This is a genomic window from Streptomyces sp. NPDC032472 (assembly GCF_040636955.1).
Classification (GTDB): Bacteria; Actinomycetota; Actinomycetes; order Streptomycetales; family Streptomycetaceae; genus Streptomyces.
Window position 1 is genome coordinate 17,669 of record NZ_JBEZVK010000067.1, and the last position, 17,557, is coordinate 35,225.

Annotated in this window: 12 protein-coding genes; 9 read left to right on the forward strand and 3 right to left on the reverse strand. The window is 73.5% G+C overall.

Features of this window, described 5'->3' with window-relative positions:
- The first annotated feature begins 72 nt into the window (after positions 1 to 72).
- The 5 genes from AB0F11_RS30885 to AB0F11_RS30905 all read left to right on the forward strand — a co-directional run bounded on the left by AB0F11_RS30885 (position 73) and on the right by AB0F11_RS30905 (position 8,092).
- Positions 73 to 3,096, forward strand: coding sequence for a glycoside hydrolase family 38 C-terminal domain-containing protein (locus tag AB0F11_RS30885; protein WP_362180729.1), 3,024 nt, complete (start codon positions 73 to 75; stop codon positions 3,094 to 3,096).
- A gap of 565 nt (positions 3,097 to 3,661) precedes the next feature.
- Positions 3,662 to 4,054 (forward strand): hypothetical protein, encoded by a 393-nt coding sequence (locus tag AB0F11_RS30890; RefSeq protein ID WP_362180731.1) that lies wholly within the window; start codon positions 3,662 to 3,664, stop codon positions 4,052 to 4,054.
- Between the two features lie 145 nt (positions 4,055 to 4,199).
- Entirely contained in the window at positions 4,200 to 6,221 is a 2,022-nt protein-coding gene (locus tag AB0F11_RS30895) for an NADPH-dependent 2,4-dienoyl-CoA reductase (protein ID WP_362180734.1), read from the forward strand.
- 98 nt (positions 6,222 to 6,319) lie between these two features.
- Complete coding sequence (locus AB0F11_RS30900) at positions 6,320 to 6,733, forward strand: PaaI family thioesterase (protein WP_362180737.1); 414 nt, start codon at positions 6,320 to 6,322, stop codon at positions 6,731 to 6,733.
- 3 nt (positions 6,734 to 6,736) lie between these two features.
- Complete coding sequence (locus AB0F11_RS30905) at positions 6,737 to 8,092, forward strand: MFS transporter (protein WP_362180739.1); 1,356 nt, start codon at positions 6,737 to 6,739, stop codon at positions 8,090 to 8,092.
- On the opposite strand, the gene AB0F11_RS30910 is transcribed toward AB0F11_RS30905, so the two are convergent.
- Positions 8,061 to 8,990 carry an SDR family oxidoreductase gene (locus AB0F11_RS30910; protein WP_362180742.1) on the reverse strand — a complete coding sequence of 310 codons (930 nt, stop codon included), beginning with the start codon at positions 8,988 to 8,990 and terminating at the stop codon, positions 8,061 to 8,063. The genes AB0F11_RS30905 and AB0F11_RS30910 overlap by 32 nt on opposite strands.
- 115 nt (positions 8,991 to 9,105) lie before the next feature.
- On the opposite strand from AB0F11_RS30910, the gene AB0F11_RS30915 reads away from it, so the two are divergent.
- Positions 9,106 to 9,789: a TetR family transcriptional regulator gene (locus AB0F11_RS30915; RefSeq protein WP_362180765.1), complete on the forward strand. Its 684-nt coding sequence runs from the start codon at positions 9,106 to 9,108 to the stop codon at positions 9,787 to 9,789.
- A gap of 78 nt (positions 9,790 to 9,867) precedes the next feature.
- On the opposite strand, the gene AB0F11_RS30920 is transcribed toward AB0F11_RS30915, so the two are convergent.
- Both AB0F11_RS30920 and AB0F11_RS30925 read right to left on the reverse strand, forming a co-directional pair.
- Entirely contained in the window at positions 9,868 to 11,448 is a 1,581-nt protein-coding gene (locus AB0F11_RS30920; RefSeq protein WP_362180744.1) for an alpha/beta hydrolase, read from the reverse strand.
- A 155-nt stretch (positions 11,449 to 11,603) separates the two neighbouring features.
- Positions 11,604 to 12,725 (reverse strand): PP2C family protein-serine/threonine phosphatase, encoded by a 1,122-nt coding sequence (locus tag AB0F11_RS30925; RefSeq protein ID WP_362180747.1) that lies wholly within the window; start codon positions 12,723 to 12,725, stop codon positions 11,604 to 11,606.
- A 231-nt stretch (positions 12,726 to 12,956) separates the two neighbouring features.
- Here AB0F11_RS30925 and AB0F11_RS30930 point away from each other — a divergent pair, with 231 nt between their 5' ends.
- The 3 genes from AB0F11_RS30930 (at position 12,957) to AB0F11_RS30940 (ending at position 17,451) form a co-directional block, all read left to right on the forward strand.
- The gene (locus AB0F11_RS30930) at positions 12,957 to 15,035 is read left to right on the forward strand and encodes a SpoIIE family protein phosphatase (RefSeq protein ID WP_362180749.1); all 2,079 of its coding nucleotides are present in this window, start codon (positions 12,957 to 12,959) and stop codon (positions 15,033 to 15,035) included.
- A gap of 253 nt (positions 15,036 to 15,288) precedes the next feature.
- Entirely contained in the window at positions 15,289 to 16,026 is a 738-nt protein-coding gene (locus AB0F11_RS30935; protein WP_362180752.1) for a DUF4142 domain-containing protein, read from the forward strand.
- A gap of 9 nt (positions 16,027 to 16,035) precedes the next feature.
- Entirely contained in the window at positions 16,036 to 17,451 is a 1,416-nt protein-coding gene (locus AB0F11_RS30940) for a DUF1996 domain-containing protein (RefSeq protein ID WP_362180755.1), read from the forward strand.
- Positions 17,452 to 17,557: the final 106 nt, after the last annotated feature.

Consider the following 17,557-nt stretch of genomic DNA (forward strand, 5'->3'; position numbering starts at 1 on the left):
CCGCCGCCTTCCGCCCCGTCGCCCGCCGCCCTGCCGCCTCCCGCCCACGAAAAGACACCCCGGAGCCGCCGCATGCACGACGACCGCAGCATCACCGAACACCGCCTCCGCCGGGTCCTGGGCGAGCGGATCAAGCCCGCCGTGTACTCCGGCGCCCTCCCGCTCACCATCGAGCGCTGGGACGCCGCCGGCGAGCCCGTGCCCGTCGCCGAGGGGCTGGCCGCACCGTACGGGCCCTGCGCCGTCGGCGAGGAGTGGGGGCCGGCCTGGGGCACCACCTGGTTCAAGGTCACCGGCACCGTCCCGGCCGAATGGGCGGGCCGTACCGTCGAGGCCGTCCTCGACCTGGGCTTCGACCGGATGATGCCCGGCTTCCAGTGCGAGGGCCTGGTCCACCGCGCCGACGGCAGCGAGGTCAAGGCGCTCAACCCGTACAACGACTGGGTCCGCGTCGCCGACCGCGCGGCCGGCGGCGAGCGGATCGAGTGGTACGTCGAAGCCGCCTCGAACCCCGTCCTCGTCGAGCACCGGCCCACGTACGAGGGCGACCGGCTCACCAGCGGCGACCGGCCCCTGTACCGGATCGCCCGGATGGACCTCGCCGTCTTCGAGACCGAGGTCTGGGAACTCGCCTTGGACCTGGAGGTCCTCCACGACCTGATGATGCAGCTCGGCGAGGACGAGGCCCGCCGGTACGAGATCCTTCGCGCCGTCGACGCGGCCCTCGACGCGGTGGACCTGGCCGACGTGCCCGCCACCGCGGCCGCCGCCCGCGCCCGGCTGGCCGCGGTCCTCGCCGCGCCCGCCCACGCCTCCGCGCACCGGATCAGCGCCGTCGGCCACGCCCACATCGACTCGGCCTGGCTGTGGCCGCTGCGCGAGACCGTCCGCAAGGTGGCCCGGACCACCTCCAACGTGCTCGGACTGCTGGAGGAGCACCCCGAGTTCGTGTACGCCATGTCGCAGGCGCAGCAGCTCCAGTGGATCAAGACCCATCGGCCCGAACTCTTCGAGCGGATCAAGAAGAAGGTCGCCGAGGGCCGTTTCGTGCCGGTCGGCGGCATGTGGGTGGAGTCCGACACCAACATGGTCGGCGGCGAGGCCATGGTCCGGCAGTTCCTGTACGGGAAGAAGTTCTTCCTGGACGAGTTCGGGATCGAGACCCGGGGCGTCTGGCTGCCCGACTCCTTCGGCTACACGGCCGCGCTGCCGCAGATCGTCAGGCTCTCCGGCTCGCACTGGTTCCTGACGCAGAAGATCTGCTGGTCCCAGGTGAACCCCTTCCCGCACCACACTTTCCGCTGGGAGGGCATCGACGGCACCCGCGTCTTCACCCACTTCCCGCCCGTCGACACGTACAACAGCGACCTCGGCGCCGCCCAGCTCGCCCACGCCGCCCGCAACTACCGCGAGAAGGGCCGGGGGTCGCGCTCCCTGGTCCCCTTCGGCTGGGGCGACGGCGGGGGCGGCCCCACCCGCGAGCACCTGGCCCGGGCCGCCCGCCAGCGGAACCTCGAAGGCTCCCCGCGGGTCGAGATCGAGACGCCCGACGCCTTCTTCGAGCAGGCCCGCGCCGAGTACGAGGACGCCCCCGTCTGGGCGGGCGAGCTCTACCTGGAGCTGCACCGCGGCACCTACACCTCGCAGGCCCGGACCAAGCAGGGCAACCGGCGCAGCGAGTCCCTGCTGCACGAGGCCGAGCTGTGGGCGGCCACGGCGGCGGTGCGGGTGCCGGGGTACGCCTACCCGTACGAGGACCTGGAGCGGCTGTGGAAGACGGTGCTGCTGCACCAGTTCCACGACATCCTGCCCGGGTCGTCCATTGCCTGGGTGCACCGCGAGGCCCGCGCGACGTACGCGCGGGTGGGCGAGGAGCTGCGGGCGATCACGCTGGCGGCGCAGCTCGCGCTGGCCGGGGAGGCCACCGCGGAGCTGGTCTTCAACTGCGCGCCGCACGCCCGCCGCGGCGTCCCGGCGGGTGGCGCGGGCCGGCCGGCGGCGGCCGGCCGGCCGGTGCGGCGCACGCCGCGGACCGGCGGCGGGCACGTCCTGGACAACGGGCGGCTGCGGGTGGAGGTCGACGGCCGCGGGCTGATCGTCTCGGCGTACGACGTGGCGGCCGGCCGGGAGGCGGTGGCCCCGGGCGGGGCGGCCAACCTGCTGCAGGTCCACCCGGACTTCCCGAACATGTGGGACGCGTGGGACATCGACGCCTTCTACCGCAACAACGTCACCGACCTGCTGGACCTCGACTCGCTGGAGGTCGTGGCGGACGGCCCGGACGCGGTGACGCTGCGCGTGGCCCGCTCCTTCGGCCGGTCGAGGGCGACCCAGTACCTCACCCTGCGGGCGGGCGCCGGGACGGTCGACATCGTCACGGAGGTCGACTGGCACGAGACGGAGAAGCTGCTGAAGGCCGCCTTCCCGCTGGACGTCAAGGCCGACCGGTCGGCCTCGGAAACGCAGTTCGGGCACGTGTACCGGGCCACCCACACCAACACCTCCTGGGAGGCGGCCAAGTTCGAGATCTGCGCCCACCGGTGGATCCACGTGGAGGAGCCGGGCTGGGGCGTGGCCCTGCTCAACGACTCCACGTACGGCCACGACGTCACGCGTGACGTCCGCCCCGACGGCGGCCAGACCACGACCGTCCGCCTGTCCCTCCTGCGGGCCCCGCGCTACCCCGACCCGGAGACCGACCAGGGCGCGCACACCCTGCGGTTCGCCCTCGCGCCGGGCGCCGGGATCGCGGACGCGGTGCGCGAGGGGCACGCGCTGAACCTGCCCGAGCGGGTGCTGCCCGGTGCGGGCCCGATCGCCCCGCTGGTCGCGGTGACGGAGGGTGCGGTGGTCCTGGAGTCCCTGAAACTGGCCGAGGACCGCAGCGGTGACGTGGTGGTCCGCCTGTACGAATCCCTGGGCGGGCGCGCGCATGCCACCCTGAAGCCGGGCTTCCGGGTCGCGTCGGCCGCGGAAACCGACCTCCTGGAGCGCCCGCTCCCGGGCACGGCCCTGGGCCCCGCCTCGGAGGACGGCTCCCTCCCGCTGACCCTCCGCCCCTTCCAACTCCTCACCCTCCGCCTCCGCCGCACCTGACCGGCCCAGCCTCGCCCGCGCCTGAGCCGGGGTCTTGGGGCTCCGCCCCGGACCCCGCGCCTCAATCGCCGGCGAGGCTGGTTTTGCCGACCCGCCGCTTTCGAAGCGAGGGCCGGTTTTGCCCACCCGCCGCGCATTTTCAGCCCCGCCGGCGTTTGAGGCGCGGGGTCTGGGGCGGAGCCCCAGGAGTCCCGGCCGGCTCCGCCGACGCGGGTAGCCGGTAGCCGGCACATTCAGCCCCGCCGGCGCTTGAGGCGAACGGGGTCCGGGGCGGAGCCCGCCACGCGGCGGAGCCGCACATGCGGCACGGCGGGAAGGGGCGGGGAGGGGATCGCTCCGCGCAGCGGGGACCGGGGAACCCGGCTCCGCCGGGCACCGGGCTCTGCCCGGACCCGCGCCTCAAACGCCGGCGAGGCTGGATGTGCCGGACCTCGGCTTCGAAGGCGGGGTGAGGTTGGATTGGCCGGAGCTCGGCTTCGAAGGGCACGCCCGTGCCCCGGGGAGCCGGAGCGAAGGGCCCGCGCGTCGCGGCGGGGGCACGGGCGGCCGGCGGTAGCTTCGGGGCATGGCGGAACCCATCCACTACGTCGACCGGTCCGACATCCTGGAGGGGAAGGTCGGGGAGGTCAGGGAGTTGATGCGCGGGCTCGCCGCGTTCATCGAGGCGCACGAGCCGCGCCTGCAGGCCTACGGCTGCTACATCGACGAAGCCGGATCCACCATGTCCGTGGTGGCCGTCCATCCGGACACGGAGTCCATGGAGTACCACATGGAGATCGGCGGGCCGAGGTTCCGGGAGTTCGCCCCGTACATCCGTCTGCGGTCGATCGACGTGTACGGCCGTCCGGGCCCGGCGGCCGTCAGGGCGCTGCGGGCGAAGGCCGAGATGCTCGGCGGGGCCACCGTCACCCTCCACACCCTTCAGGCCGGCTTCACCCGGCCGGCCCGTCCGGCGTGAACTGTGCCACAGCCGCGGCGGGCGCGGGCCCGTCGTTGCGGGGCAAAGCGGTCGGGCGGCCCGCCTGCGGTTATGCACCTTGTTGCATAACCGGGTCCCGGTCGCTAGAACAGGGGCATCCACCCCCGCGCGAGGAGGCGCCCCCATGACCCAGAGCCGGTACCCCCACCTGCTGAGCCCCCTGGACCTCGGCTTCACCACCCTGCCGAACCGCGTGGTCATGGGCTCGATGCACACCGGCCTGGAGGAGCACGAGCGCGGCTTCGAGCGGCTGGCCGCGTTCTACGCCGAGCGTGCCCGCGGCGGCGTCGGCCTCATCGTCACCGGCGGCATAGCCCCCAACGACGCCGGCCGCCCCTTCGAGGGCGGGTCCCGCCTCACCACCGAGGAGGAGGCCGCCGAGCACCGGCAGATCACCGAGGCCGTGCACGCCGAGGGCGGGAAGATCGCGATGCAGATCCTCCACTTCGGCCGGTACGCGTACCACAAGGACCTCGTCGCCCCCAGCGCCCTCCAGGCCCCCATCAGCCCCTTCGTCCCGAACGAGCTCACCGACGCCGAGGTCGAGCAGACCGTCGAGGACTTCGTCCGCGCCGCGCGCCTGGCCAAGCTCGCCGGCTACGACGGCGTGGAGATCATGGGCTCCGAGGGCTACCTCATCAACGAGTTCATCGCCGCCGCCACCAACCGCCGCGAGGACCGCTGGGGCGGCTCGTACGAGAACCGCGTCCGCTTCCCCCTGGAGATCGTCCGCCGCACCCGCGAGGCCGTCGGCCCGGACTTCATCCTGATCTACCGCCTGTCCATGCTGGACCTGGTGCCGGGCGGCTCCACCCTGGAGGAGGTCGTCCGGCTCGCCAAGGAGATCGAGGCGGCCGGCGCCACCATCATCAACACCGGCATCGGCTGGCACGAGGCCCGCATCCCCACCATCGCCACCTCCGTCCCGCGCGGCGCGTACACGTGGGTCACCCAGCGCCTGATGGGCGCGGTCTCCGTCCCCCTGGTCACCAGCAACCGCATCAACACCCCCGAGAAGGCCGAGGAGATCCTCGCCGAGGGCCGCGCCGACCTGGTGTCCATGGCCCGCCCCTTCCTCGCCGACGCCGACTTCGTGGCCAAGGCCGCCGCCGGCCGCCCCCAGCACATCAACACCTGCATCGGCTGCAACCAGGCCTGCCTCGACCACACCTTCAGCGGCAAGATCACCAGCTGCCTGGTCAACCCCCGCGCCTGCCACGAGACCGAGCTCGTCCTGTCGCCGACCCGGCTCGCCAAGAGCGTCGCCGTCGTCGGCGCCGGCCCGGCCGGCCTGGCCTGCGCCGTCACCGCCGCCGAACGCGGCCACAAGGTCACCCTCTTCGAGGCCTCCGGCCACATCGGCGGACAGCTCGACGTCGCCCGCCGCATCCCGGGCAAGGAGGAGTTCGAGGAGACCATCCGCTACTTCGGCACCCAGCTCGCCGAGCGCGGCGTCGAGGTCCGGCTGAACACCCTCGCCGACACCGAGCTCCTCAAGGGCTACGACGAGGTCGTCGTCGCCACCGGCGTCACCCCGCGCACCCCCGACATCGAGGGCGTCGACCACGGGAACGTCGTCGGCTACCTCGACGTGCTGCGCGACGGCGCCCCCGTCGGCGAGCGCGTCGCCGTCGTCGGCGCCGGCGGCATCGGCTTCGACGTCGCCGAGTTCCTCACCGACAGCGGAGAGGGCGCCTCCCAGGACCCCGCCGTGTACTTCCGCCACTGGGGCGTGGACACCTCGTACGCCGGCCCCGGCGGCCTGACCGCCCCCGAGCGGCCCGCCTCCCCGCGCCGGGTGCACCTGCTCCAGCGCAAGGCCACCAAGGTCGGCGCCGGCCTCGGCACCACCACCGGCTGGATCCACCGCGCCGAGCTCAAGCACCGCGGCGTCGTCTCCGTCGCAGGCGCCACGTACGACCGCATCGACGACGAGGGCCTGCACATCACCGTCGACGGCGAGCAGCGCCTCGTCCCCGCCGACACGGTCGTGCTCTGCACCGGCCAGGACCCGCGCCGCGACCTGTACGAGGCGCTGCGCGCGGCCGGCGTCGAGGCGCACCTGATCGGCGGCGCCGACGTCGCCGCCGAGCTGGACGCCAAGCGGGCCATCCGCCAGGGCACGGAACTGGCCGCGTCGCTCTGAGGCTGCGTGCGCGTACGGCGCATACAGCGCGTACGCCGCGTACTGCCTGAAAGAGCAAAGGTGTTGTGGCGGCCCGGGCGGGCCGCCACAATCTCCGGGTGACTCTGACACCGGCAGATGCAGACATGGTCCTGAAGGACAACTTCGCCCCCTGGGTGCTCGCCCTCGGCCTGACCGTCGAGGAGACCGGCGAGCGGCACGCCGTCCTGCGGCTGCCGTGGTCCGATGCGCTCGCCCGGGACGGCGGCGGCCTGTCCGGCCAGGCCCTGATGGCCGCTGCCGACACCGCCACCGTCATCGCCGTCTCGGCGGCGCGCGGCGGCTACGGGCCGATGACCACCGTCCAGCAGTCGACGAGCTTCCAGCGGCCCGTGGTCGGCGCGGACGTGCTGATCGACGTGCGCGTGACCAAGCTCGGCAAGCGGATGGCCTTCGCGGACATCACCATGACCCCGGAGGGGGCCCACGAGCCGGCCGCGACGGCGTCGACCGTCTACGCCCTGCTGGGCTGAGGGGTGCCGCCGGCGCCTGAGCGCTCCTCGCTGTGGCGGAACCGGGACTTCACCGTGTTCTGGCTCGGCCAGGCGCTGTCCGTCCTCGGCGGCTCGATCTCGTACCTCGCCCTGCCGCTGCTCGTCCTGGAGGCGACCGGGTCCCTCGTGCAGATGGGCCTGATCACCGTCGTGATCGGGGCCACGGGCATCGGCACGGGCCTGTTCGCCGGGTACGTGGTGGACCGCTCGGACCGGCGCCGTCTGATGATCGGCTGCGATCTCGGACGGGCCCTGCTGCTGGGCGCGGTGCCCTTCATCTGGCTCGCCGGGCCGCGGATCTGGGTGCTCTACGTGCTCACGGCCGTGGTCACCGCGCTCAAGACCCTCTTCGACGTGGCGTATGTGACGGCCGTGGCGAACCTGGTGGCCACGGAGGAGCTCGCCGCGGCCAACGGGCGGCTGATGGGCACCTTCGCCGTCGGCACGCTCTTCGGGCCGGTGCTGGCGGGGTTCCTCACCGCGGGGGTGGGCGGGGACTGGGCGCTGGGGGTGGACGGGGCGACCTTCCTGGTCTCCGCCGTCAGTCTGCGCTGGGTGTCCTTCGGGCGGCGGGACGCGGGAACCGGAACCGGCTCCGGGGCGCAGGAGGAATCCGGGGGCGGCGGGGCGGGCCGGCTGCGGGAGGTGTTCGTGGTCGGCTTCCGCTTCCTGTGGGCGCACCCGCTGCTGCGCCCGCTGACCGTGCTGCTGACGCTGCTGACGTTCGTGACCATGGGCGCCACCGACCTGCTCGTCTACCGGGTCCAGCACGATCTGGGCCGGGACGCGACGGTCGTCGGCTCGGTCATCGCCGTCAGCGGGCTCGGTGTGGTCGGCGCGGCCGCCACGGCCGCGCGGCTGCGCCGGAGGTTCGGGTTCGGCGTCTGCTGGCTGGGTGCGGTCGCGCTGATCGGCCTTGCCGTCGCCGGGATCGGGCTCAGCCGCAGCATCGCGGTGATCGCCGTATTGGCCGCCGTGTCCATGTTCGGGCTGACCCTCGGCGGCGTCTGCTCCATGACGATGCGCCAGGAAGTCACCCCCGACCCGCTGCTCGGGCGCGTCACCTCCGCCTTCTGGACGGTGCACAACGCCTCGGGCCCGGTGGGGGCGGCCGCGCTCACGGTGCTGGCCGCGCGCTGGGGCGTGCCCGCGGTCAGCGTGGCGGGCGGGGTGTTCTGCCTGCTGATCGCGGCGGCGGGGCTGCTGACGCCGCTGCGCAGCGGCCCGGCCGCCGCCCGCCGCGCGGCGGTGGCGGGCTCGGCCGGGCCCGAGGGTGGCAGCGGCGGCTCCGGCGGCTCCGATACGGTCAGCCGACCGAGGCGGCCTCGACGCCGGTGAGGTGCTCCGCGGCGGCCCACAGCCGGGCGCACGCCTCCCGGTCCAGCGCCCCGCGGGCGATCCGGGCCGTGGTGGTGGGTCCGGTGAGCTCGAACAGGCCGTCGGGGCCGTAGTAGCCGCCGGGGGCGGCGTCCGTGCTCGTGGCCGCGTACAGCAGCGGTTCCGCGCCGGTGCCGACCTCCTGCTTGGGCAGGAAGTCCACCGCACTGGTCAGGCGGTGCAGCCGCGAGGGCCGGCCGGTGGCCAGGCTGGCGCCCGCGGTCAGGAGGTTGGTGCGCGTGTAGCCGGGGTGGGCGGCCGTGCTGCGCAGCGCCCAGCCGCGCTCGGCCGCCAGCTCGCTCAGGTGCCGGGCCATCATCAGGTCGGCCAGCTTGGACTGGGCGTAGCTGAGCATGGGCTGGTAGCGCCGCCGCTCCCACTGCAGGTCGCCGAAGTCGATCCGGCCGAGGTGGGCCATGATGCTGCTCATGGTGGCCACCCGCGGCGCGGGGGCGGCGAGCAGCGCGGGCAGCAGCCGGACGGTCAGGGCGAGCGGGCCGAGGAAGTTGCTGCCGAACTGCAGCTCGAAGCCGTCCGCGGTGGTCATCCGGCGCGGCGGGGCCATCACGCCGGCGTTGTTGACCAGCAGGTCCAGTGGTACGGCGTCGGCGAGCAGCCCGTCGGCGAACGCGGCGACCGAGGCCAGGTCGGCCAGGTCGACGCGCCGCACCTCCAGCTGCGCCTGCGGGTGCCGGGCGAGGATCTCCGCGCGGGCCTGCTCGCCCTTGGCGGGCGTACGGACGGCCAGCACGACCCGGGCGCCCGCCTCGGCGAGCCGGCGCGCGGCCTCCTTGCCCGTACCGCTGTTGGCGCCGGTGACGACGGCGAGCTTTCCGGACTGGTCGGGAACGGCGTACATGGCGTGCTCCTCGGCGGAGAAATAAGAGACCGGTGGTCTGCTGATGCGTCCCGAACGTAGCAGACCGCTGGTCTGATAACAACAGACCGCAGGTCTGTAGGCTGGCGGGGTGACCCTGCCTGTGAAGTTCCAGCGCGCCCGCAACGAGGAGCAGCGCGCCGTCCGGCGCCAGGCGATCCTCGACACGGCGGCCGCGATGCTGGCGGAGATGCCCGTGGCGCAGGTGAGCCTGAACGAGCTCGCCCGCCGGGTGGGCCTGGCCAAGTCCAACGTGCTGCGCTACTTCGAGTCGCGCGAGGAGATCCTGCTCGAACTGCTCGACGCCGCCTCCCGTGAGCTCGTCGGCCGGCTCGACGCGGCCCTCGCCGAGGCCCTGGAGGGCGCGCCCGCCCAGGAGCGGCCCGAGCGGATCGCCGCCTGCGTGACGCAGTGCCTGGAGGAGCGACCCGTCCTGTGCGACCTGATCAGCGCCCAGGCCGCCGTGCTGGAGCGCAACGTCTCCACCGAGGTGGCCGTGCGGTACAAGCGGGGCGTCATCGCCAACGCCACCGCCCTGGCCGGCAGCCTCGCCGCGCACCTGCCCGAGCTGGGGGAGGAGGACGCCTTCCGATTCGTGGCGGGCGCCGTGATGGTCACCGGATCCGTCTGGACCCACGCCCACCCCTCGCCGGCCATGCTCGCGGCGTATGAGGCGGACCCGGCGCTGGCCGTCCTGCGCCTGGAATTCGGCGCGACCCTGCGCGAGACGCTGGAGGTCCTGCTCGCGGGCCTGCTGGCCCGGGCGGCCCGCCGGGCGTAGGGCCTGTCCGACCCTGCGGCATGCCGAGGGCCCGCACCCCATGCGGAGTGCGGGCCCGGCCGGGGGCTGCGCTACCGGTCAGAACCGGTCGGGGCGGCCGCCCGGGAAGCGCTGCGGCGACGAGGGCACCAGGTCCGCGCGCCGCTCCTTGGCGCCCGGGACCGTACGGCAGGTCACGTCCGCGGCGGGCAGCCGGCCCGAGGCCAGGTAGTCGTTGACCGGGGCGTTGGCGCAGGACGCGCCGTCGAAGAGGTACACGCCGTGGCCCTCACCGCCCATCGCCAGCACCATCCGCGAGCCCTTGAGCGCGCGGTGCAGGCCCTGACCACTCGTCAGCGGGGTCTGGGAGTCCCACTCGTTCTGCACGGTGAGCACGTCCGCCCGGGTCTTCATCTGCGTCACGGGCTCGACGGGCCGCTGCCAGTAGGCGCACGGCTTGATGTTGGACGCGAAGTCCCCGTAGAGGGGGTACCGGGCCTTGTCCCGGGCCGCCTCCCGGGCGTACTGCTCCGGGTAGCGCGGCCACTCCACGTCACCGCAGATCACGGACAGGAACACGGCCGTCCCGTTGTCCGTCGCCGGCTCGGCCGCGGGCTTCAGGAGCCGGCGCTGCTCCGCGGAGAGCGGGGCGCCGGGCTTGCCGTCGGCCGCGTCCTTCAGTGCTTTGACGACCGGGGCCGCCTGCGCCGGGTAGAAGAACAGCGGCCGCGCGGTGCGGATCATGTCGCCCGTGAACTTCTGCCCCTCGAACTCGATCGGCTCCCGGTCCGCGCGCGCCACCAGGTCCCAGAACGTCTTCGACACCGCGGCCGGGGTGTCGCCCAGCCCGAACTCTCCGTTGCGCTCGGCCGTCCACTGCGTCCACCGAGTGAACGCGGGCTCCGCCTCGCTCGCCCACACCTGGATCATGCCGCGCCAGGCGCGCTGCGGGTCGACGCCGCTGTCCAGCACGAAGCGGTCGGTGCGGGAGGGGAACATCTGGGAGTAGACGGCCCCCAGGTACGTCCCGTACGAGTAGCCCACGTACGAGATCTTCTTCTCGCCCAGCGCGGCGCGGATCGCGTCCATGTCGCGCGCCGTGTTGCGGGTGGTGATGAACGGCAGCACCTGGCCGGACCTCTCGCGGCACTTCTCGGCGACCGTGCGCGCCCACTCCACGTCCGCTGCGAACGTCTCCTCCCTGTACGGGCGGTCGATGTTCTGCTCGGTGTCGTTCAGACCGCAGGTGATCGGGCTGCTGGAGCCGACGCCGCGCGGGTCGAAGCCGACCAGGTCGTACCGGTCGCGCACGTCCTTGGGAATCAACTCGTTGAACATCAACGGCAGATCGAGGCCCGAGCCGCCCGGCCCGCCCGGGTTGAACAGCATCGCACCGTGCCGCTTGGCCGGGTTCTCGCTCTTCATCCGGGATATGGCGAGGTCGATCGTGCGCCCCTGGGGCCGGCGGTAGTCGAGCGGCACCTTCAGGGTCGCGCACTCGTACGCGGCCGGCTGCTCCGGGCTGCAGCGGTGCCACTGCGGTGTCCCGGGGGTGTACTCGGCGGTCTGCGACGCGGCGGACTCCTGCGCGGCGGACGCCGGTGGGGCGGACAGTACGGGGAGGGCGGTGGCGAGGAGGCCGGCGGCGGCGAGCACCGGCGCGAGGCGGGTGAGGTTCACGTAGAGCCGTGTCCTTTCCGTGAAGTGGGTTGCCTCACCACCTTGTTGTAGGCACGGGCCCGGGCGAATCATCCCGGAGGTCGGCCCGTATGCTCCTCGCGAACGAGCTCATATCCGGACAACTGGCCGACACGCCACGCGGACGGCGGCGCCGCTCAGCCGACGCGCTCGATCGCGACGATCGCCGCGTCGTCGCCGAGGCGGCCGCCGGGGGAGTGGGCGAGCAGGTCCCGGCACAGATGGCGCAGCAGCGCCTCCGGGCCGTCGCCCGGCCAGTCGGCGGCGCGCTCCTGCAGCGGGTAGAAGACGCCGGCCGCGTCGCGGGCCTCGATCACACCGTCCGTGTACAGCAGGATCATGTCGCCCGGCTCGAAGGGGAACGCCTGGGCGGTGAAACCCGAGCCCGCGAGGGCCGACAGGCCCAACGGCGGCCCCGGCCGGTCCACCTCCAGCGGGACGGCCCGACCGCCGCGCAGCAGCAGCGGCGGCGGGTGGCCGCAGCTGATCAGGTGCACGGTCCTCTCCGCGTCGGGGACGTCGAGCACCGCCGCCGTGGTGAACGCCTCGCCCGGCGGGCCGTCCTGGTCCCCGCCGGGACCCGCATCGGAGTCGGGGTCCGTGACGACCGCGCCCTCCAGATGGTCGACCAGCGCCGGCAGGTCCACGTCGTGGTGGGCGGCGGCCCGGAAGGCACCCAGCACCAGCGCGGCGTCCCCGACCGCCTCCAGACCCTTGCCCCGCACGTCCCCGATGATCAGCCGGGTGCCCTGTGCGGTGCGGGTGGCGGCGTACAGATCGCCGCCGATCTGCGCCTCGGCCTCGGCGGCCAGGTACACCGCGGCCAGCCGCAGCGGGCCCATCCGGTCCCGCAGGGGCCGCAGCACCACCTGCTGGGCGGCCTCGGCGACCGACCGCAGCTGGGTCAGCTGCCTCTCGTGCACCTCGCGCAGGTGTGCGAAGAAGGTGACGAAGATCGAGATCAGCACCAGGGCGATGATCTGGAAGGTGTGGTTGAGATCGGTCAGTGTGGTGCGCGCGCCGGCGACCGCCGCCTGCGCCGCCACGGCCACCACCCCGACGAAGCCGGTCATGCGCGGCCCCGCGAAGGAGGCCGTCACGGCAGGCGCCGCCACCAGGAACGGACCCAGGTGCACGTCGGGCGGCGCGGCCATGTCCACCGCGGTGACGACCGCGATCAGGACGAACGGAACCGACAGCAGCGCCCGGCTCGGCTCGCCGACGCGGCGGCGACTCGGGTACGACAGCCGGTGGTCCATGCCCCCTGGATACACCGCACCCCGGGCCCTCGCCCATCCCCCGCCCGGCACCCGGCCGTACATGATCCGTCGTACGGCCGAATCGGCGGGCGGTCATAATGCCGCTCCCCGCCGGTGGGGGGAGGATGGGATGCGCCCGGAGCGCGCGGACCGGGCCGCCCGGGCCGACCGGGCGGCAGCGAGCGGCCGACGCACCGCCCCTTCGGCGGCGGACGGGAAGGAGCGGTCGGCATGAGTACGGCGAACGACGTCCCGGCCGGTGCGGATCCGGAGGCCGAGGGCCCCGCCACCGGGCCGGGCCTGCTGGACGTCCTCGGCGTCGCGGCGGTGGTCCTCGACGCGGAGGGGCGGATCGCCCTGTGGAGCCCGCAGGCCGAGGAGCTCTTCGGCTACACGGCCCAGGAGGCGCTGGGCCGGTTCGCGGCCAGCCTGCTCGTCGACGAACAGCACCTGGACATCGTCCTCTCCCTCTTCCAGAAGGTGATGTCCGGCGGCGGCCCGTGGGCCGGGGTCTTCCCGGTCCTGCGCAAGGACGGCAGCACCCGTCTGGCGGAGTTCCGCAACATGCGCCTGGAGGACCAGGAGGGCCGGCTCTACGCCCTCGGCATCGCCTCCGACCAGGCCACCCTGCAGCGCCTGGAACGCGACCTGGCGCTGTCGATGCGCCTGGTCGCCCAGTCCCCGATCGGCCTCGCCGTCCTGGACACCGACCTGCGCTACGTCCTGGTCAACCCAGCACTCGAACGCATCAACGGCCTCCGGGCCGCCGAGCACGTGGGGCGCCAGGTCCACGAGGCCCTCCCGCACCTGGACGTCGCCTCCCTCGAGGCGGCCATGCGCGAGGTCCTGATCAGCGGCGTACCCCGGCTGAACCAGTTCACCACCGGCCGCACGCCCGCCGACCCCGACCAGGACCACGCCTGGTCGGTCTCCTTCTACCGGCTCGAGGACTGGGCCGGGCGGCCCATCGGCATCGCCGCCTCCATCGTCGACGTCACCGAGCAGCACAAGACCTCCCTCGCCGTGGCCCTCGCCCGCCAGCGGCTCGCCCTGATCGCCGACGCCTCCGTCCGCATCGGCACCACCCTCGACCTCGGCGTCACCGCCCGAGAGCTCGGCGACATCGCCGTACCGCAGCTCGCCGACCTGGCCACCGTGGACGTCCTCGACGCGGTCCTCGTCGGGGACCACCCGCCCGGCGTCGCCGCCGGCGAGACCGTGCAGTTCCGGGCCCTGGCCATCAAGGCCGCCCGCCCCACCCCCGCGACGCGCGCCGCCGACCCGGTCGGCTCGCTCGCCCGCTACGACGCCACCCGCGTGGTCACCCAGTGCGTCCGCACCGGCCGCCCCATGCTGCTGGCCCACGTCGGACCGCAGGACCTCTCCCGCATCGCGCGCGACGCCGAGGCCGCCGCCCTCCTCGCCGAGGCCGGCCTCCACTCGTACCTGGCGGTGCCGCTCATCGCCCGCGGCGAGGTCATCGGCGCCCTCGGTCTGCAACGCACCGTCAATCCGCTCCCGTTCGACCAGGACGACGTCATGCTCGCCGGCGAGCTCGCCGCCCGCGCCGCCGTCTGCATCGACAACGCCCGCTGGTACCAGAAGCAGCGCCACGCGGCCCTCACCCTCCAGCGCCACCTGCTGCCGCACCACCCGACGCCGACGCCCGGGCTGGAGATCGCCTACCGCTACCAGCCCGCCACGACCGCCGGGGAGGTCGGCGGCGACTGGTTCGACGTCATCCCGCTGCCCGACGACAAGACCGCCCTCGTCGTCGGCGACGTCATGGGCAGCGGCATCAACGCAGCCGCCACCATGGGCCAACTGCGCACCGCCGCCCGCACCCTGGCCGAACTCGACCTCGACCCCGCCGCGGTGCTGACCCGCCTGGACCACACCACCACCGGTCTCGGCCACACCATGGCCACCTGCGTCATCGCCGTGTACGACCCGCACCGGGGCCGCTGCCGCATCGCCACCGCCGGACACCTTCCGCCCGTACGGACCCGCCCGGGCCAGGAGCCGGAACTGCTGGACCTGCCGACCGGAGCGCCGCTGGGCGTGGGCGGGGTGCCGTTCGAGGCCACCGCCCTCGACCTGGAGGTGGGGGACCAGCTGGTCCTGTACACGGACGGTCTGGTCGAGACCCGGGACCAGGACATCGACACCCGCCTTGAGGCCCTCACCGTGCTGCTGGACGATCCGCGGCGCGCCCTGGAGGAGACCTGCGACCTGCTGCTGGGGCGGCTGCGCCAGCCCGACGACCGCGACGACGTCGCCCTGCTCATCGCGCGCACCAAGCCGCTGTAGCCGGTCGCCGCAGCTGGTCGCTGAGCAGGCCGCTGTAGCAGGCCGCTGTAGCAGGCCGCTGTAGCAGGCCGGGGCACAGTACCAGCCTTTCGAGTGGTTGCCCGGATGTTTGTCCATTCGTGATGGTCCTTCCAAACCGGCACCACAACTGGCACTAGCGTCCCGTGCCACCCGGGGAGCGCGGGTGCACACGGCACAACTGCCGGAGCTCTTGCCCCTGCAGCCCCTCCCGGCCCTGAAGCAAGGAGGCACAGTGCTGTCATTCCGTCGGTCGGCCCTCGGCGGCATGTCGGTGGCTTCGCGTCACGTGTTGGCCACGGTCGCCGTCATCGGCGCCCTCGCCTTCACCCTGATCGCGTTGCTCATCCCCGTGCAGAAGTTCGGCGGCAGAACCGCCGCCGCGGCCATCGCCCCGGCGGCGGACGACGACGGACTCGGCACCATCAGCACCGCCTTCGGGCCGCTGACCGCCCAGGACCGGGACTTCGTCCGCAAGGTGCGGCTCGCCGGACTGTGGGAGCTGCCCGCGGGCCGCCAGGCCCAGCAGCGCGGCAAGCGCCCCGCGGTCCGCACCGCCGGCGAGCACCTCGTCGAAGGCCACACCGAACTGGACCGGCGCGTCCTCGAAGTGGGCCAGGCCCTCGGCATGGACCTGCCCAACCAGCCCAGCCCGCAGCAGCAGGCCTGGCTCGCCCAGCTCGACACCGCCCAAGGCCCCCAGTACGAGCAGCTGTTCATCCAGCTGCTGCGCCGGGCGCACGGCAAGGTCTTCACCCTCGTGGCACAGATCCGCGCCCAGACCCGCAACTCCATGGTCAGGGCGCTGGCCACGGACGCCAACGCCACCGTCCTCGACCACATCTCGGTCCTCGAGGCCAGCGGCCTGGTCGACTTCGACGGACTCGCGGACACCGCGCCCGCCGCGCCGGGCTCGCCCGGCGCCCCGGTCCCCGTCCCCGCCTCCTCCACCCTTCCCCGACCGACGAAGTGAAGTGATCGCATGAGTCAAAAGGGCCACAAACGCCGTCTGCGGACGTCGCACAAGGTCCTCGCCACGGTGTCCGCCCTGGTCCTGGGCGGCGGCGGGGTCGTGTTCGTCGCCCAGGGCGCCTTCGCCGGGCAGGACTCCCGTACGGCGCCGGTGACCGCCACCATCGACTGCCCCGACGTGGGCGACAAGCTGCGCGACGTCCCCGACCAGGCCAAGGGCGAGGTCGACAAGAACCTCGCCCAGCTCGACACCCAGGTCGCGGACGCCTACCAGAAGCTCTCCACGGGCCGGGCCAAGGGCGACGCCCTGCTCGGCGGCCTGAAGGACCAGCGCGGCAAGACCATATCCGCGATCGGCGACGCCATCGGCAAGGCCGGCTCCCGCCCCGCCGGCCTGGACGGGATGAGCTCCTGCAAACTGAAGCAGGCCGCGGCCGCCGACCCGGCGGACGACCCCGCCGCCGCGGCCGGCGCACAGGGCGCGGCCGGGCAGGGCGCGGCCGCCGCCGCACCGCAGCAGGCGGGCGGCTCCCAGCAGGCCAAGGGCGGCCCGGCGCGCAGCGACTTCGTCGCGATCGGGACGGTGAAGCCGAACGTCCGCACCCCGGCGGCGCGCGCCAACGCCTCCAAGGGATCCTTCGCCGTGAACTGCGGCCGCAACGAGAACGGCCACTTCAACCCGGACAACGTGATCGTGGCGCCCGGCGTGAGCAACGGCGCCCACCACATGCACGACTACGTCGGCAACAAGACCACCGACGCCTTCTCCACCAACAACAGCCTGGCCGCCTCCGGGACCACCTGTACCAACGGCGACCAGTCCACGTACTACTGGCCGGTGCTGCGGCTGCGCGACGGCCGCGCCGAACGCGACGCGAAGGCGCCCGGTGGCGGACAGGACGCCAACGTCGGCACGATCCTGAAGCCCAAGCAGGTCACCATCGAGTTCAAGGGCAACCCCACCTCCAAGGTCACGGCCATGCCCCGGTTCCTGCGGATCATCACGGGCGACGCGAAGTCCTTCACCAACGGGCCCGGCAACGCCAACGCCTCGTGGAGCTGCACCGGCTTCGAGAACCGGCAGCTGAAGGACAAGTACCCCGTGTGCCCCAAGGGCAGCGACGTGGTGCGCACGTTCACCTTCCAGAGCTGCTGGGACGGCCGCAACATCGACAGCGCCAACCACCGCACCCACGTCGCCTTCGCCGGGAAGGACGGCTCCTGCAAGGCCGGCTTCAAGGCCATCCCGCAGCTGGTGCAGAGGATCGTCTACAGCGTGCCGCCGGGTGCCCGGTTCGCCGTGGACAGCTTCCCCGAACAGCTGCACAAGCCGGTGACCGACCACGGCGACTTCATCAACGTCATGTCGAACGGCCTCATGTCGAACGCGGTGCGCTGCATCAACGACGGGCGCGCCTGCCGCTGAGTCCCTCGGGGCGGCGCACACCCCTCCCCACCTCCCCGGCGTCGCCCTGAGAGCGGTGGGGGGCCCCCCGGGGGGCGCCTGGGGGTGGGCGCCGGGCCCCTGGGCT